Genomic DNA, 16,741 nt, shown 5'->3' with positions numbered 1-16,741 from the left:
GGGACGCGCAGAAAAATAATGCCAAACAGGCCCGGCCGCAGCCGGGCACTGGATTTACAGCGCTTTGACGTCTTTGATATCCACTTCGAAAGTCAGGGTTTTACCTGCCAGCGGGTGGTTGAAATCAATGGTGACCTGCTCGTCGTCAAAGGCTTTGACCACGCCGGGCAACTCGGTGTTAGCCGCATCGTTAAAAATCACCAGCAAACCTTCGGACAGCTCCATGTCCTTGAACTGCGATCGCGGGATGATTTGCACGTTTTGCGGGTTGGGCTGGCCGAACGCGTTCTCTGGAAGGATCTCCAGGGTGCGTACGTCACCGGCCTTGAAGCCGAAAATAGCGGCCTCAAAACCTGGCAACAGGTTGCCATCACCGACCTTGAAGGTTGCAGGGGATTTGTCGAACGTACTGTCGACGGTGTCGCCATTCTCCAGGCGTAAAGCGAAATGCAGGGTGACTTCCGTGTTCTGGCCAATACGAGGCTCAGTCATGAACGGGTTCTCCGGACTTTTTACTTTTGAACATATCCAGTGCCAGCATCACGGCGCCTACACAAATCGCACTGTCAGCGAAGTTGAATGCAGGGAAGTACCAGCGATTTTGCCAGTGCACCAGAATGAAATCGATCACATGGCCGTAAGCAATGCGGTCATACAAGTTACCCAACGCGCCGCCCAGAATCAGGGCCAGCGCAATGGCTAGCCACGTGTCATCACGCCCCAGACGCTTGAGCCAGACCACCAGCACGGCACTGACCACGACGGCGATCAGGGCAAACAGCCAACGCTGCCAGCCTGCGCTATCAGCCAGAAAGCTGAAAGCGGCGCCGGTGTTGTAGGCCAAAGTCCAACTGAAGTAGTCAGGGATGATGACGATCTGTTGGTACATCTGTAAGGCGCCGTCGAAATAGACCTTGCTGGCCTGGTCAATGACCAGAACCAGCAGGGTCAACCACAGCCAGCCCAGGCGCCCGAAGCGCCCGGCAGTGCTGGTGTTAGGCATAGTGACGTACCTCGCCCGCGCCGCTGATGTTGTCTACGCAACGACCGCAGATTTCCGGGTGCTGTGGATCAATACCCACGTCTTCACGGCAATGCCAGCAACGCGCGCACTTGGCGTGAGCGGACTTGACCACTTTGAGCTTGAGGCCCGCCACTTCAGTGATCACTGCATCTGCCGGAGCCGATGCAAACGGCGCGACACTGGCCGTGGAGGTGATCAGCACGAAGCGCAGTTCGTTGCTCAGTTTAGTCAGGTCGGCGGCCAATTCATCTTCGGCGAACAAGGTGACTTCAGCCTGCAAGTTGCCGCCAATGGCTTTGGCCGCGCGCAGGTTTTCCATCTCTTTGTTGACCGCCACTTTGACTGCCATGATCCGTTCCCAGTAGGCACGGCCCAACTCAGTGCCTTCTGGCATTTCGCTCAGGCCCTGGTACCAGGTATTGAGCATTACGGATTCGTTGCGCTCGCCCGGCAGGTATTGCCACAACTCGTCGGCGGTGAAGGCCAGGATCGGAGCGATCCAGCGCACCAGCGCTTCAGAGATGTGGAACAGTGCGGTCTGGCACGAACGACGGGCCTTGCTGTTGGCGCCCGTGGTGTATTGACGGTCCTTGATGATGTCGAGGTAGAAACCGCCCAGCTCTTGCACGCAGAAGTTGTGCACTTTGGAGTACACGTTCCAGAAGCGGTATTCACCGTAGTGAAGTTCCAGCTCGCGTTGCAGCAAGAGTGCGCGGTCAACCGCCCAACGATCCAGTGCCAGCATTTCTTCAGCCGGCAAGATGTCAGTGGCCGGGTTGAAACCAGTCAGGTTCGACAGCAGGAAGCGTGCGGTGTTACGGATACGGCGGTAGGCATCCGCGCTACGTTGCAGGATCTGGTCGGACACAGCGATCTCGCCCGAGTAGTCGGTCGATGCCACCCACAGACGCATGATGTCAGCGCCCAGGGTATCGTTGACTTTCTGCGGTGCAATCACGTTGCCCAACGACTTGGACATCTTGCGACCGGCTTCGTCCACGGTGAAGCCGTGGGTCAGCAGTTCGCGGTACGGCGCGTGGTTGTCGATGGCGCAACCGGTCAGCAAGGAGGAGTGGAACCAGCCACGGTGCTGGTCGGAACCTTCAAGGTAGAGATCGGCACGCGGACCGGTTTCATGGCCCATTGGGTGCGAACCGCGCAGGACGTGCCAGTGCGTGGTGCCCGAATCGAACCACACGTCCAGCGTGTCGCAGATTTTGTCGTACAGCGGTGCTTCGTCGCCCAGCAGCTCGGCAGCGTCCATCTTGAACCAGGCTTCAATGCCTTCCAGCTCAACGCGCTTGGCCACTTCTTCCATCATTTCGACGGTACGCGGGTGCAGCTCGCCGCTTTCCTTGTTCAGGAAGAACGGGATCGGTACGCCCCAGTTGCGCTGACGCGAGATGCACCAGTCGGGACGGTTGGCGATCATCGAATGCAGGCGCGCCTGGCCCCAGGCCGGAACGAACTGGGTGTCTTCAATGGCCTGCAACGCACGGGTGCGCAGGGTGTCGCCGGCAACCGGCTCTTTGTCCATGCCGATGAACCATTGCGCGGTGGCGCGGTAGATCAGCGGGGTCTTGTGACGCCAGCAGTGCATGTAGCTGTGGCTGATGGTTTCGGTAAACATCAGCGAGCCGACTTCAGTCAGCTTGTCGATGATGTTCTGGTTAGCCTTCCAGATGAACTGGCCACCGAAGAACTCCAGCGACGGTACATAAACGCCGTTGCTCTGAACCGGGTTGATGATGTCGTCATTGACCATGCCATACGCTTTGCAGGTCACGAAGTCGTCTACACCGTAAGCCGGTGCGGAGTGAACCACGCCGGTGCCCGCGCCCAGCTCAACGTACTCGGCCAGGTAAACAGGCGACAGACGGTCGTAGAACGGATGACGGAAATTAATCAGCTCCAGCGCAGAACCGGTGGTGGTGGCGATCACCGAACCTTGCAGGTTGTAGCGCGCCAGGCTCGACTCAACCAACTCTTCAGCCAGAACCAGGAACTTGTCACCCACATCGACCAGCGCGTAGGTGAATTCGGGGTGAACGTTGAGCGCCTGGTTGGCCGGGATGGTCCACGGGGTGGTGGTCCAGATCACAATCGACGTCGGCTTGCTCAGGGCTGCCAAACCAAAGGCTTCAGCCAGTTTGGCCTCGTCGGCAACCTGGAAGGCTACGTCGATGGCAGCGGATTTTTTGTCCTGATATTCGACTTCGGCTTCAGCCAGCGCCGAGCCACAGTCAAAACACCAGTTCACAGGCTTGAGGCCCTTGAACACGAAGCCCGCCTTGACGATTTCGGCCAGGGCGCGGATTTCACCGGCTTCGTTCTTGAAGTCCATGGTTTTGTACGGGTTAGCGAAGTCGCCCAGTACACCCAAACGGATAAACTCGGTTTTTTGTCCTTCGATCTGCTCAGTGGCGTAGGCACGGCACAGCTCGCGGGTTTTATCCGCGGGCAGGTTTTTACCGTGAGTCACTTCAACTTTGTGCTCAATCGGCAAACCGTGGCAATCCCAGCCCGGCACGTACGGCGCATCAAAACCCGAGAGGGTTTTGGATCGGACGATCATGTCCTTGAGGATTTTGTTCAGCGCATGACCGATGTGAATCGTGCCGTTGGCGTAGGGAGGACCGTCGTGAAGTACGAACTTCGGACGATCCTTGCCAATCTCGCGCAACTTCCCGTACAGGCCAATGCTGTCCCAGCGCTGCAAAATTTGCGGTTCGCGCTGTGGCAGGCCGGCCTTCATTGGGAAGGCTGTGTCCGGAAGGTTTAGCGTGGCTTTGTAGTCGGTCATTTCAGGCTCTTTTTAAGCGGTTGACCCAGCCAATAGGCTCGGGCGGCGGCGACGTCCGCATTGATCGCCGTCTTGAGCGCCTCCAGAGAGGCAAAACGCTGCTCATCACGCAGCTTGTGGTGGAATGCCACGGTCAGACGCTGGCCATACAAATCGCCAGCGAAATCCAATAGATGTACTTCGAGATGGGCACTGCCATCCCCTGCAACTGATGGCCGTACGCCAATATTGGCGACACCGGGCCACGTTTTTCCGTCGATCTCAACACTGACCAGATACACCCCGGTGAGCGGCACACGACGACGCTTTAACTGAATATTGGCCGTTGGCGTGCCCAATTGGCGCGCCAGTTTTTGCCCATGCAACACGCGTCCGGCAATCTGAAAAGGACGCCCCAACAGACGCTCTGCAAGGGTAAAGTCGGCATTGGCCAACGCGTCACGCACCTTGGTGCTGCTGACTCGCAGGCCATCCAGTTCAACGGTTTGCGCCGCTTCTACAGTAAAGCCCTGCAGGGCGCCTGCCTGTTGCAGGAAGTCAAAATCGCCCACCCGGTCGCAGCCAAAACGGAAGTCGTCACCGACCTCCAGGTGCTGCACACCCAAGCCGTCCACCAGAATCGTGTCCACAAACTCAGCGGCGCTGAGCTTGCTTAAACGCTGGTTGAACGCCAGGCACAGTACGCGATCAACGCCTTCGTCAGCCAGCAACTGCAACTTGTCACGCAAGCGTGCCAAGCGGGCTGGAGCGGTTTCGGGGGCAAAAAATTCGCGCGGCTGCGGTTCAAAAATCACCACGCAGCTGGGCACACCCAACTCCAGTGCACGTTCACGCAGCCGACCCAGGATTGCCTGGTGACCACGGTGTACACCGTCAAAGTTGCCAATAGTGGCGACACAGCCCCGATGTTGGGGCCGCAGATTGTGAAGGCCTCGAACCAGCTGCATAACGCGCTTCTTGCTCATAAAGTGGCCGATTATAACCACACCCAGCCCGCTACAACAGGCAACAGCGCACGGCAAATTCAGTCAATGCGACAAAATAGTCGCCTAACCGACCATTACCCTACATAAGAGACTTGCGGGCGAAATCCTTCAAACGCAAGCCAAGCAACAACAACATACCGAAATAAGCCAGCACGCCCGCGACCACTAACCCGCCCAAACGCAGGAAGCGCTCCAGCATATGACCGTGGTCCCACGCCGGCATCACGTGCATAAGCCCAATCAAAACGCCCGACATCACGGCCACGGCCAGTAACAGCTTGCACAGGTATCGGGTCCAGCCAGGCTGGACCACAAATAGCTGTTGTTTGCGTAACTGCCAAAACAACAGGCCCGCATTGATACACGCCCCCACACTGATTGCCAGCGCCAGGCCTGCGTGCTGCAACGGCACGATGAACACCAGGTTCAGCAATTGGGTGACGATCAAGGTAAACACCGCAATTTTCACCGGCGTACGAATATTTTGTTGAGCGTAAAAGCCGGGGGCCAACACCTTAATCAAGATAATGCCCAGCAAACCGACCGAATACGCCATCAGGGCGCGCTGGGTCATTGCCGCATCCAGCGCACTGAACTCGCCGTACTGGAACAGCGAAACCGTCAGCGGCTCAGCCAGAATCGCCAATGCCAGCGAACACGGCAAAACCAGCACAAAACACAGACGCAGGCCCCAATCGAGAATTCGCGAATACTCTTGACGGTCTTTATTGGCATAGGTTTTGGACAGGGTTGGCAACAGGATCGTACCCAGCGCGACGCCCAAAACACCGGAAGGCAATTCCATCAGGCGATCGGCGTAGTACATCCAGGACACCGAGCCTGCGACCAGAAACGAAGCAAAAATAGTGTTGATGATCAATGAAATCTGGCTGACCGAAACCCCCAGAATGGCGGGCAACATCTGTTTCATGACCCGCCAGACACCGGTATCGCGCAGGTTCAGGCGCGGCAACACCAACATGCCGATTTTTTTCAGGTGCGGTAACTGGAACAGCAACTGTGCCAAACCACCGGCCAATACTGCCCAGCCCAAGGCCATCACGGGCGGATCAAAATAAGGCGTCAGGAACAGCGCGAAAATAATCATGCTGACGTTGAGCAGGGTCGGCACGAAGGCCGGGACCGAAAAACGGTTCCACGTGTTGAGGATCGCACCCGCCAGCGAAGACAGCGAAATCAGCAATATATAAGGGAAGGTGACACGCAGCATGTCACTGGTGAGCTGGAATTTCTCTGGGGTGGTGGCAAAGCCCGGAGCCGTCGCCCAGATCACCCAAGGCGCAGCAATCATGCCTAACGCAGTGACAATTGCCAGTACCAGGGTCAGCAAACCGGCCACATAAGCCACGAAGGTGCGTGTCGCCTCCTCGCCCTGCTGGCTTTTGTACTCCGCCAAAATCGGTACAAAAGCTTGCGAAAATGCGCCCTCGGCGAAGATCCGACGCAGCAGATTAGGCAGTTTAAAGGCGATAAAGAACGCATCCGTGGCCATTCCGGCGCCAAAGGTGCGTGCAATGATCGTGTCTCGAACAAAGCCCAAAACCCTTGAAATCATGGTGATTGAGCTGACGGCAGCCAACGATTTGAGCAAATTCATTGAAAGAGTTTTTGCCTATTAAAGAAAGAGCAGGCGAACAAAGCGTCCACTTATGCGATACTGCGCGCCGCAACAGCACAGAGCCAAGCTCGCGAGTTTACAGGTCAAGCGCCGGAAATAAATCTCCCGTCTCCCTCGATCCACCACTCAGCGGATCGTATCAATCGCCCTTGACAAGCCTTCACGTCATCGGCATGATTCGCGGCCTATTTTGTTTGTTATTTCCTAAAAGTCTTTCGAGGAGCTCGACGGTGGCCAACACACCTTCCGCCAAAAAACGTGCAAAACAGGCTGAGAAGCGTCGCAGCCACAACGCCAGCCTGCGTTCCATGGTTCGTACCTACATCAAGAATGTAGTTAAAGCCATCGACGCAAAAGACGCCGCTAAAGCGCAAGCTGCTTATGTTCTGGCTGTTCCTGTTATCGACCGTATGGCCGATAAAGGCATCATCCACAAGAACAAAGCTGCTCGCCATAAGAGCCGCCTGAATGGCCACGTCAAGGCGTTGAACCTTGCGACTGCCGCTTAAGCGATAAGCTTTTTAAAAAACCGACCTCAGGGTCGGTTTTTTATTGCCCGTAAAAAAGCAGGCGCTGATTCACATTATCGACAGGCATAAAAAAGCTGCGATCAGAGCGCCCCCTGTCGCAGCTTTTTTACTAACCGCCGCTAGCCGTGAGGCCACGGCAGGATCGGGATTGCTGTGACCGCGTTCTGCGGACTGCCTTCGATCAGACGATCGCTGTACACCAGGTACACCAGCGTATTGCGCTTTTTATCGAGGAAACGCACCACCTGCATGGTCTTGAATACCAACGAGGTGCGCTCCTTGAACACTTCATCGCCGTCTTTCAACTCACCCTTAAAGCTGATCGGACCGGTCTGACGGCATGCAATCGACGCCTCTGCGCGATCTTCCGCCAAACCCAAACCCCCTTTCATACCGCCCGTTTTAGCGCGAGACAAGTAGCAGGTAACGCCTTCAACCTTAGGATCATCGAACGCTTCGACCACGATGCGATCATTTGGACCCACCAGCTTGAATACGGTCGACACCGTGCCAATCTCCTCCGCCGATGCCAGCAACGGCATTGCTAGCATCACCCCCAACAACCCCTTGATCAAACGCATACACACCCCACATTCAGACCAAAATCAGATTATCGCGATGAACCAGCTCTGGCTCCGCCATATAACCCAACACGCTGACAATCGCATCTGACGACTGCCCGATAATTTTTTGCGCTTCCGCCGCACTGTAGTTAGCGAGCCCGCGCGCAATTTCTCGCCCGTCCGGCGCCACGCACACCACCATTTCACCGCGGCGAAAACCGCCTTGCACTGCTTTCACGCCCACAGGCAGCAGACTTTTATGACCCTGCGACAAGGCCGCAACCGCACCCTCATCCAGCACTAGCGTGCCGCGCGTCTGGAGATGCCCCGCCAGCCACTGCTTACGCGCTGCGAGCAGTCCGCGCTCAGGTGACAGCAATGTGCCCAGGCGCTCACCCGCCTTCAAACGGTCCAACACGCGCTCCAGACGCCCACCCACGATAATCGTATGCGCCCCGGAGCGCGCAGCCAGTCGCGCAGCACGCAACTTGGTTTGCATGCCACCGCGCCCCAGCGCTCCACCCGTGCCCCCTGCTACCGCATCCAGCGCAGGATCATCAGCACGGGCTTCGTAAATCATTTTGGCATCAGGGTTGTTTCGCGGATCGGCGTCAAACATGCCGTCGCGGTCCGTCAGAATCACCAGCAGATCAGCTTCGACGAGGTTGGCCACCAGCGCCGCCAAGGTGTCGTTATCACCAAAGCGGATCTCATCGGTCACCACGGTGTCGTTTTCATTGATGACCGGGATAACACCCAGCTCAACTAACGCACGCAAAGTGCTACGGGCATTTAGATAGCGCTTTCGGTCAGACAAATCGTCATGCGTCAGCAGAATTTGCGCTGTGTGACGGGAATGTTCCGCAAAGCTCGACTCCCACGCCTGCACCAAACCCATTTGCCCGATCGCTGCAGCGGCCTGCAGCTCGTGCATGGCACTTGGGCGCACGGTCCAGCCCAGACGACTCATGCCAGCCGCAACCGCGCCTGAAGACACCAGCACCAACTCAACACCCGCTTCGTGCAGGGCGACCATTTGCTCAACCCAAACACCCATTGCCGCACGATCCAGGCCTTTGCCATCAGCTGTCAGCAATGCGCTGCCGATCTTCACAACCCAACGCTGGGCACCCGTCACCTTACTCCGCATCATCATCCAACCTATGCCTGAGAGCAGCGCGACCGAGCGCCACCCATGGAAATTTTTTGATTACCGTTTCGTAGATGCTAAAACGCCGCTCAATTGAGCGGCGCTGTAGTTTACTGCAACAAATCAGTCGCGGACGTAAATGATTTCCGGACCATCTTCGTCATCAACATCTTCTTCGTCCCAGTCATCTTCACCGATGTCATGGACGCTCTTCACGCCACTGCGACGCAGAGCACGCTTGTCATCAAGCGCTTGCAACTGCGCACGCGCTTCGTCTTCGATGCGCTGATCCAGCTCAGCCAGCTCTGCTTTATAAGCAGGGTCATTGGCCAGACGGTCAGCACGATCTTCGAGGTAGCGCATGATGTCGTGGCACAGCTTGTCGGTACCGATTTTGGCAATGGCCGAAATCACATACACAGGGCCTGTCCACTCAAGACGATCCACCACTTCTTTAACGCGTGCATCGTGCTCATCTTGCGGCAACGAATCACACTTGTTCAGCACCAGCCAACGATCACGCTCAGCCAGCGACGGACTGAACTTGGTCAGCTCGTTAACGATGACTTCAGCAGTATCAGCAGCGCTGTCAGTGCCCTCAACCGGCGCCATGTCGACGAGGTGCAGCAACAGGCGAGTACGTGCCAAGTGCTTGAGGAAGCGAATCCCCAGGCCCGCACCATCCGAAGCCCCTTCGATCAAACCAGGGATGTCAGCAATGACGAAGCTCTTCCAGCGATCAACGCTGACCACACCCAGGTTAGGCACCAGAGTAGTGAACGGATAATCCGCCACTTTTGGCTTGGCTGCGGACACCGAACGAATAAAGGTACTTTTACCGGCGTTCGGCAAGCCCAGCAGACCAACGTCAGCCAGCACTTTGAGCTCCAGTTTCAGGTCACGTAACTCACCCGGTTTACCCGGCGTGGTTTGGCGCGGCGCACGGTTGGTACTGGACTTGAATCGGGTGTTACCCAGACCGTGCCAGCCACCCTGCACCACCATCAACTTCTGACCCGCCTTGGTCAGGTCGCCAATGACTTCCTGCGTACCTGCATCGATCACCGTGGTGCCGACCGGCACGCGCAGGATCAGGTCCTCGCCCTTGCGGCCAGTGCAATCAGCGCTGCCGCCGTTCGAACCGCGCTCAGCGTCAAAGTGACGGGTGTAACGGTAGTCAACCAGCGTGTTGAGGTTTTCGTCGGCGACCATGAAGATCGAGCCGCCATCACCACCATCACCGCCGTTAGGGCCGCCATTTTCGATGAACTTCTCGCGACGGAAACTCATGCAACCGTTACCACCGTCGCCCGCTTTTACCTTGATCGATACTTCATCAACAAACTTCATAACAAAACGCCTCTCGTCATCAGGACGAGCCGATAAACATAAGACATAAGACTCTTGCAAAAATGAGCGCAGCGACCTCAATCAACGGCCGTTAAATCCAGCGCTGGCAGCCCATACAAACAGTTTTGCAAGAGACTCATCCCACAAACGAAAAAGCCCCGTCGCAAGACAGGGCTCTTCCAGCTACCAAGCTATTACGCCGCGACGACTGCAGTCTTCGGAACGATGCTTACATAGCGACGACCGAAGGCGCCTTTAACTTGGAACTTGATCACGCCTTCCACTTTCGCGAACAGGGTGTGATCTTTGCCCATACCAACGCCGTAGCCAGCGTGGAATTGGGTGCCGCGCTGACGCACGATGATGTTGCCCGGAATGATAGCCTGGCCGCCATACATCTTCACGCCAAGGCGTTTGGCTTCTGAGTCGCGACCGTTACGGGTACTACCACCAGCTTTTTTGTGTGCCATGAGTCAATTCTCCTAGTGAGGAATTAGGCTGAAATTAAGCCTGAATACCGGTGATTTTGATCTCGGTGTACCACTGGCGGTGGCCCATACGCTTCATGTGGTGCTTACGACGACGGAACTTGATGATGCGGATTTTATCGTGACGACCTTGGGAGATCACTTCAGCAACAACAGTGGCGCCAGGAACAACTGGAGCGCCGATGTTCACGTCGTCGCCATTGGCAACCAACAGAACGCGATCAAAAGTTACGGATTCGCCGGTAGCGATTTCCAGTTTTTCGATCTTCAGGTATTCACCTGGAGCTACTTTGTACTGCTTGCCACCAGTAACGATTACTGCGTACGACATGGTATTTCTCCGATAATCCTGCTCACCCAGCGCTTTATAAGTAAAGGTATTGGCTGGCATGGCTGCATGGGGCTGGAACGGCCCAAGTGCAATTGCGTAAGGCAGGTGCTGCCCAGGAAGTTCAGGGTGCGCGATTGTACGCAAGGCAACAGCACGTTGCAAGAGGCCGCCCATCGCGCCTTGACAGGCCATCCCCCCCGACCTAGCATGCCGCGCAACCCTTCTGGAGCACCTGTCGCTGATGCAACCCCAAGCTTTCTACCGCACGGTTGCGGACGATTTTAGCGCCGTCGACGGCATCATCAAGAAGCAGCTGACCTCACGCGTACCGCTGGTCTCAAAAATCGGCGACTACATTACGTCGGCCGGCGGCAAACGCCTTCGTCCTTTATTAGTGTTGCTGTGTGGCAAGGCTCTGGGCCGTGAAGGCGACGACTTGCGCCTGCTGGCCGCCACCATTGAGTTCCTGCACACCGCCACCCTGTTGCACGACGACGTAGTCGACATGTCCGGCATGCGCCGCGGCCGCAAGACCGCCAATGCCACATGGGGCAACGCGCCGAGCGTATTGGTGGGCGACTTCCTGTACTCGCGCTCCTTCGAAATGATGGTGGAGCTGGGCTCGATGCCAGTGATGAAAATCCTGTCGCAAGCCACGCGCATCATTGCTGAAGGCGAAGTGCTGCAACTGTCCAAAGTGCGCGACGCCAGCACCACCGAAGAAACCTACATGGAAGTCATCCGTGGCAAAACCGCCATGCTCTTTGAGGCCTCGACCCACAGTGCTGCGGCGCTGGCCGGGGCAACGCCCGAGCAAAGCGAAGCCCTGCGCACGTTTGGCGATCACTTGGGCGTGGCGTTCCAACTGGTGGACGACTTGCTCGACTACCGTGGCGATGCCGAGACCCTGGGTAAAAACGTGGGTGACGACCTGGCCGAAGGCAAGCCGACCCTGCCGCTGATCTACACCATGCGCGAAGGCACGCCGGAGCAAGCTGCCCTGGTTCGCCAGGCGATCCAGAAAGGTGGCATTGAAGACCTGGAAAGCATCCGCGCGGCTGTCGAGGCTTCCGGCTCGCTGGAATACACCGCCCAACTGGCACGCGACTATGTGGCCAAGGCCATTGTTTGCCTTGAAGCCCTGCCGCCGAGCGAATACCGCGACGCGCTGGTGGAGTTGAGCGAATTTGCGGTCGCACGTACGCACTGAACCTCACACCTGGTAATCGCCGTAGCAGGCTGCAAACGGGGGGCATATCCCCCCGTTCTACCAAAGCTCTGCTCGCAACCTTCGGCACAAGCTATAAGCGCACCAACCCGCACTTCCCCGCCCGCCAACAAAACCCTATACAATGCGTGCCTTTTAGCCATCCTGACTTTTAAGGAGCGCAAGTGAGCACTTTGCCACCCTGCCCAAAATGCAATTCCGAATACACCTACGAAGACGGCGCACAGCTGATCTGCCCGGAATGCGCCCATGAGTGGTCCGCCAATGGCGAGGCTGAAGACACCAGCGATGTAAAAGTCTACAAAGATGCGTCGGGCACCGTGCTGACCGACGGCGACACAATCACCGTTATCAAAGACCTGAAAATCAAAGGCACCTCGCTGGTGGTCAAAGTTGGCACCAAGGTCAAAAACATCCGCCTGTGCGACGGCGACCACGATATCGACTGCAAAATCGACGGCATCGGCCCCATGAAGCTCAAGTCCGAGTTCGTGCGTAAAGTCTGATTCTGCTGCATTCCTTCCTGCGCCCTGCGCAGGAAGGTGTCGCCCTCCCCGCTCCAATCCCGCCGCTACTGATGCGCAATATCAAAAAGCCAGTCACTTTGACCGACAGCAATTTCTGCGCAAAAAAAACACAATTGCGGCAATAGGCACTTGCTATTAATTGAATAAGAATTATTCTCATTGATATTCATCAAGGAGACGCCCATGACTTATTTAATCGATGCCTGGCTGGACCGTCCGCACCCCTATCTGCGAATCCTGCATCGGGAAACCGGGGAAGTCTGTGCGGTACTGGAAGAAGAAGCGCTGAACGAACTGCACGATCAGGGAGATCTGGATTTCTCGGGGCTTAACTCCAGCGAGCCGGTGGTGCTCAAGGAGTTAGTGCGCAATCTGTTTCTATTTTGCTACGCCCGGGCATTGCGCCCTGTCGGCTCGACTGACACCCATGAGCATCACGCCAAAATAGAAATATGATGCGTCTTGCGCAGTGGCGGGCTTACCCGCAAACCCGCCACTGCCGTTAAAACACTGGGGTCTTACAGAACGTCCAGCAGCTCAACGTCGAATACCAACACGCTGTGTGGAGCGATGCTGCCAACGCCTTGTGCGCCGTAAGCCAATTCGCTCGGCACGTAGATGCGCCATTTGCTACCGGCATTCATCAATTGCAGTGCCTCAGTCCAGCCGGCAATCACACCGCCCACTGGAAACTCAGCGGGTTCACCGCGCTCGTAGGAACTGTCGAACACAGTGCCGTCGATCAGGGTGCCGTGATAGTGAACGCGAACAGTGTCTTCGCGCGATGGCTTAGCGCCTTCACCTGCCGTCACTACTTCAAATTGCAGACCCGATGCCAGGGTGGTGATGCCGTCTTTCTGGGCGTTTTCAGCCAGGAAAGCCTTGCCTTCGCCAGCAGCCGCTTCTGCCTTGGCAGCCGCTTCAGCTTGCATGATCTCGCGGATCACTTTAAAGCTGGCCGACATTTCTTCCTGACCTACGCGGCTTTCTTTACCGGCGAACGCATCAGTCAGGCCCGCCAGGATTGCATCCAGGCTCACGCCCGGTGGTGGGTTGTCACGCAGTTGGTCGCCCAACTGACGGCCAATGCCATAGCTAACGCGGGTTTCGTCGGTCGACAGATTTACTTCGGACATAACACTGCTCCGCTGTGGGACGTTCCTGGCCAGCCAGTCGTAACCGCTGACCCCAAACGCCCTGAACCAAAAAAGGGCGAGCAGACTACCACAGCCCCCAAAGCCTTCGCAGCCCGGGTTATGCGCCGCGAGCTGCAGGGGGCATCAATGCTTGGTGAGTTTGTCCAGATAACCCATCGCAAACGCCGAGATCACGAACGTCATATGAATGATCACGTACCACATCAGGTACTGAGGCTCGATGTTGCGCGCATCCATAAACACCCGCAGCAGGTGGATCGAAGAGATCGCAACAATCGAGGCGGCCACTTTCATTTTCAGCGACGTGGAGTCCATCGTACCCAGCCAGCTGAGCTTCTCTTTGTGCTCGTCGATATCCAGTTGCGAAACGAAGTTCTCGTAGCCCGAGATCATCACCATCACCAGCAAGCCGCCGACCAGCGCCATGTCGATCAGCGACAGAATGACCAGGATCAAGTCCGACTCAGATAGCGCAAACACGTTAGGGATTACGTGAAACACTTCCTGAAAGAATTTCAAGGCCAGCGCCAGCAGCCCCAGGGACAAACCAAAATAGATCGGCGCTAGAATCCAGCGCGAAGCGTACATTGCATTTTCGATAAAGCGTTCCATTGAATCTCACAGGATGTAGAAAAATGGGCGCGAGTATATCAGTGAGAAAACAGCTGGCATGAAGCCCCAGACACAGTCTGTAAAAACTTTTTCTGCTAGTGTCCTCCTACTCAGCATCGTTTACGGACAGGAAAACTGAAGAATGGATCTGCGACTCCCCTTGGCTGGTCTCGGACTCTCATTGGCGCTGCTCGCCACAGGAGGCTGTTCACCGGATGAGAAACACCCGCTCGCCAGCCTGGAAGAAAGGACCGCGCAGTTCGAACAGAACCTGGACACCATCAAAGACCAGCCACTCAAGGATGCCGTTGCCGACCTCGGTGGCTCTTTGTTGTTGCTTGAACGTGCGCGTATCAAGTTGCAAGACAAGCCGATTGAAACCCAATACACCACCGACGATCTGGCACTGCTCAAGCACTACCCCACCACCCAGGCACTGACTGACACCTACATCAATGGCTTGTTTGTGCTGCGCAAACACGCCAGCTCTGACTACCTGACCGATCTGGAGCCGGTGTTCCCGTTCCCGCTCAACAGCGCCTCGCAATTCCCGTTCCCGCATGTGCTGGAATGGCAGTCCGTCACCCTGAGCAACAAACAGGTGGTGCCCTTCCAGGCCGAATGGTCCGAGACCGACCCCGGCATCCAGTTGAGCCCCTCCAGCGCCAACCTGAGCAACCCGGACGACCTGACCGTCACCTACCCCTACATCGACGGGATCGAAACCGAGAACATCCAGCAACCCCAGCCACTGATGCTGCACGGCAAGGTCGAAGTCATTGCACCGGGCAAAGTGGTCAACTTCAAGCTGAGCGCCAATGACGTTGGCCAGACCCGCACCGAGGGCAGCATCAGCGTGACCCTGTTGGCGCTGGGCAAAAACTTTGCAGAGGTCGATATTCGTAACAGCGCAGCGCTGGCCGAGCCTGTGCGCGACATCGAGCTAAACCCGCTGATCATCCAGGCGCACGACCTGTCCGGGCAATTTCTCTCACGCGCAGGCTCGATCAACGAAAACGCCGAGCAACTGGCGTTTTATCAACAGCAACTGGCCGAAATGCTCAAGCAAACCGCGTGGAGCGAGGCCTTTGAGCAACAGTTGAGGAACGAACAAGCCGACTTTGATAAAAAACACCCCAATCACTACAGCAAGGTCTACTTCAACGGCACGGTCGAACATGTCGACATCAGCGTGCTCGACTTCTCGACCGCGACGGTCACGCGTAAAGAACTCGATCTGCCCGTACACAGGCTCGACAAAAACGTGGTGAACAAAGACATACAGCCCTTGCCCCTGGCCGTGGTGGTCTATGACGACCAGGCACCTGCGTACCTGAAGAACGCCAACCTCGACCCTGAGCAGTTTAAAAAGAATGTCACCATCAGCCAGTCGATTGACGACGCCAGCGCCGCGACCCTGGAGTTCAGCCACCCGGCCACCTTCAATGACGAGTTGCTGGGCGTGCTGCCTGACTCGTCCGACGCGCCGGTAACCTTCTTTGCCGAAGACGATAATGGCAATCGCAGTGAACCCCTGGAATTGCCCGCCGAAGCCTTCGATGTTGACCCGCACACCGGCGTCATCACCTATGACCTCAATTTGTTCCCAGAAACACCCGCTTTCGCGATTGGCTCAATCCCGATGTACATCGCCAACGTCGACCAACAATCCCTGGACGTTGCCCATTTACCCAAGGGTCTGGAGCTTAAGGGCAATGCGTTGATCGTTGATCAAACGCTGTTCCCGTCTGACGCCTGGCGCTTTTACGCCAAGGACAAGACCGGTAATTATCTGAAAGAAGTGCTAGCAGTGAGCCACAGTCGCGAGGCGGATGGCCCGCCCACCTTTGACGTGCATTACTTTTATGGCCAGCCGACGCACCTTGAAAGCTATGCCCGCACCGACCTGACACCGGTGGAATATGGCTTTGAGGTCAAACTGGACAAAGTGCCCGAGGTCAACCCGCCGCATTGATTGCTGTCCCTCAACGAGACGCGTGACTGCGCGTGCCGTTGATCTGCCGCAACTGGGCCTGCACATGCAGGCACCAGATCTGCGGATCATCCGCCAACTGATAGCCGTGCAGCGTCAGGCTTTCAACGATTGATTCAAGAATGGTTTCAGCCGCGAACGGGCCAGGGAACGGGCCTTGGGACTTGATCGTGGTCGGCTGCTCGCCGGCAAGCCCTGCGGCAAACAACAGCGTCCACATGCCTGTACCACCAGCGAGCGGGCGCACGCTGCATTCGATCCGTGTTTCCAACCCCAGGCATTGGCGGGTAAGGCAAAGGTTGCGCGTCATGGCGGCGACCCTCGGTAGATCCTGTATTCAGCCGCACACAACGGGCTGCA

General features: G+C 56.7%; 18 protein-coding genes. 5 read left to right on the top strand and 13 right to left on the bottom strand.

Going from position 1 to position 16,741, the window contains the following annotated elements; genetic code table 11:
- Positions 1-54: 54 nt before the first annotated feature.
- From TU86_RS01050 to murJ, 5 genes are all read right to left on the bottom strand, one after another.
- Positions 55-492: an FKBP-type peptidyl-prolyl cis-trans isomerase gene (locus tag TU86_RS01050; RefSeq protein WP_048362461.1), complete on the bottom strand. Its 438-nt coding sequence runs from the start codon at positions 490-492 to the stop codon at positions 55-57.
- Entirely contained in the window at positions 485-1,003 is a 519-nt protein-coding gene (lspA, locus tag TU86_RS01045; RefSeq protein ID WP_048362460.1) for a signal peptidase II, read from the bottom strand. Before lspA ends, TU86_RS01050 begins: the two co-directional genes overlap by 8 nt.
- Positions 996-3,827: an isoleucine--tRNA ligase gene (gene ileS / locus TU86_RS01040; protein WP_048362459.1), complete on the bottom strand. Its 2,832-nt coding sequence runs from the start codon at positions 3,825-3,827 to the stop codon at positions 996-998. The genes lspA and ileS overlap by 8 nt, the downstream gene beginning before the upstream one ends.
- Positions 3,824-4,774, bottom strand: coding sequence for a bifunctional riboflavin kinase/FAD synthetase (gene ribF / locus TU86_RS01035; protein ID WP_048362458.1), 951 nt, complete (start codon positions 4,772-4,774; stop codon positions 3,824-3,826). The genes ileS and ribF overlap by 4 nt, the downstream gene beginning before the upstream one ends.
- Positions 4,775-4,892: 118 nt before the next feature.
- A complete protein-coding gene (gene murJ, locus TU86_RS01030) occupies positions 4,893-6,431 on the bottom strand; it encodes a murein biosynthesis integral membrane protein MurJ (RefSeq protein WP_048362457.1) in 1,539 nt (512 codons plus the stop codon).
- A 251-nt stretch (positions 6,432-6,682) separates the two neighbouring features.
- Here murJ and rpsT point away from each other — a divergent pair, with 251 nt between their 5' ends.
- Positions 6,683-6,961: a 30S ribosomal protein S20 gene (rpsT, locus tag TU86_RS01020; protein WP_003443902.1), complete on the top strand. Its 279-nt coding sequence runs from the start codon at positions 6,683-6,685 to the stop codon at positions 6,959-6,961.
- Positions 6,962-7,101: 140 nt separating this feature from the next.
- Here rpsT and TU86_RS01015 read toward each other — a convergent pair whose 3' ends face one another.
- From TU86_RS01015 to rplU, 5 genes are all read right to left on the bottom strand, one after another.
- Positions 7,102-7,563 carry a CreA family protein gene (locus TU86_RS01015; RefSeq protein ID WP_048362456.1) on the bottom strand — a complete coding sequence of 154 codons (462 nt, stop codon included), beginning with the start codon at positions 7,561-7,563 and terminating at the stop codon, positions 7,102-7,104.
- 13 nt (positions 7,564-7,576) lie between these two features.
- Positions 7,577-8,695 (bottom strand): glutamate 5-kinase, encoded by a 1,119-nt coding sequence (proB, locus tag TU86_RS01010; RefSeq protein ID WP_048363010.1) that lies wholly within the window; start codon positions 8,693-8,695, stop codon positions 7,577-7,579.
- Between the two features lie 123 nt (positions 8,696-8,818).
- Positions 8,819-10,045, bottom strand: coding sequence for an Obg family GTPase CgtA (gene cgtA, locus TU86_RS01005; protein WP_048362455.1), 1,227 nt, complete (start codon positions 10,043-10,045; stop codon positions 8,819-8,821).
- Between the two features lie 194 nt (positions 10,046-10,239).
- Entirely contained in the window at positions 10,240-10,515 is a 276-nt protein-coding gene (gene rpmA, locus TU86_RS01000) for a 50S ribosomal protein L27 (RefSeq protein WP_003443913.1), read from the bottom strand.
- A gap of 34 nt (positions 10,516-10,549) precedes the next feature.
- Positions 10,550-10,864 carry a 50S ribosomal protein L21 gene (rplU, locus tag TU86_RS00995; RefSeq protein ID WP_003443915.1) on the bottom strand — a complete coding sequence of 105 codons (315 nt, stop codon included), beginning with the start codon at positions 10,862-10,864 and terminating at the stop codon, positions 10,550-10,552.
- A 241-nt stretch (positions 10,865-11,105) separates the two neighbouring features.
- Here rplU and TU86_RS00990 point away from each other — a divergent pair, with 241 nt between their 5' ends.
- The 3 genes from TU86_RS00990 to TU86_RS00980 all read left to right on the top strand — a co-directional run bounded on the left by TU86_RS00990 (position 11,106) and on the right by TU86_RS00980 (position 13,075).
- Entirely contained in the window at positions 11,106-12,074 is a 969-nt protein-coding gene (locus TU86_RS00990) for a polyprenyl synthetase family protein (RefSeq protein ID WP_048362454.1), read from the top strand.
- Positions 12,075-12,256: 182 nt separating this feature from the next.
- Positions 12,257-12,598, top strand: coding sequence for a zinc ribbon domain-containing protein YjdM (locus tag TU86_RS00985; protein ID WP_048362453.1), 342 nt, complete (start codon positions 12,257-12,259; stop codon positions 12,596-12,598).
- A gap of 204 nt (positions 12,599-12,802) precedes the next feature.
- A complete protein-coding gene (locus TU86_RS00980; RefSeq protein ID WP_048362452.1) occupies positions 12,803-13,075 on the top strand; it encodes a PA4570 family protein in 273 nt (90 codons plus the stop codon).
- Positions 13,076-13,137: 62 nt separating this feature from the next.
- Here TU86_RS00980 and TU86_RS00975 read toward each other — a convergent pair whose 3' ends face one another.
- The gene (locus TU86_RS00975) at positions 13,138-13,755 is read right to left on the bottom strand and encodes a BamJ family beta-barrel-assembly machinery protein (protein WP_048362451.1); all 618 of its coding nucleotides are present in this window, start codon (positions 13,753-13,755) and stop codon (positions 13,138-13,140) included.
- Positions 13,756-13,899: 144 nt separating this feature from the next.
- The gene (locus TU86_RS00970) at positions 13,900-14,388 is read right to left on the bottom strand and encodes a TIGR00645 family protein (RefSeq protein WP_048362450.1); all 489 of its coding nucleotides are present in this window, start codon (positions 14,386-14,388) and stop codon (positions 13,900-13,902) included.
- 142 nt (positions 14,389-14,530) lie between these two features.
- Between TU86_RS00970 and TU86_RS00965 the strand changes: the two genes are divergently transcribed.
- Positions 14,531-16,363 carry a hypothetical protein gene (locus TU86_RS00965; RefSeq protein ID WP_048362449.1) on the top strand — a complete coding sequence of 611 codons (1,833 nt, stop codon included), beginning with the start codon at positions 14,531-14,533 and terminating at the stop codon, positions 16,361-16,363.
- Positions 16,364-16,373: 10 nt separating this feature from the next.
- On the opposite strand, the gene TU86_RS00960 is transcribed toward TU86_RS00965, so the two are convergent.
- A complete protein-coding gene (locus TU86_RS00960; RefSeq protein WP_048362448.1) occupies positions 16,374-16,691 on the bottom strand; it encodes a PA4575 family protein in 318 nt (105 codons plus the stop codon).
- Between the last annotated feature and the right edge of the window lie 50 nt (positions 16,692-16,741).

Origin of the sequence: Pseudomonas weihenstephanensis (genome assembly GCF_001043055.1) — a bacterium.
Lineage (GTDB): Bacteria > Pseudomonadota > Gammaproteobacteria > Pseudomonadales > Pseudomonadaceae > Aquipseudomonas > Aquipseudomonas weihenstephanensis.
Note: the sequence above shows the minus strand (reverse complement) of the source record. Positions and strands in the feature narration are given on the sequence as shown.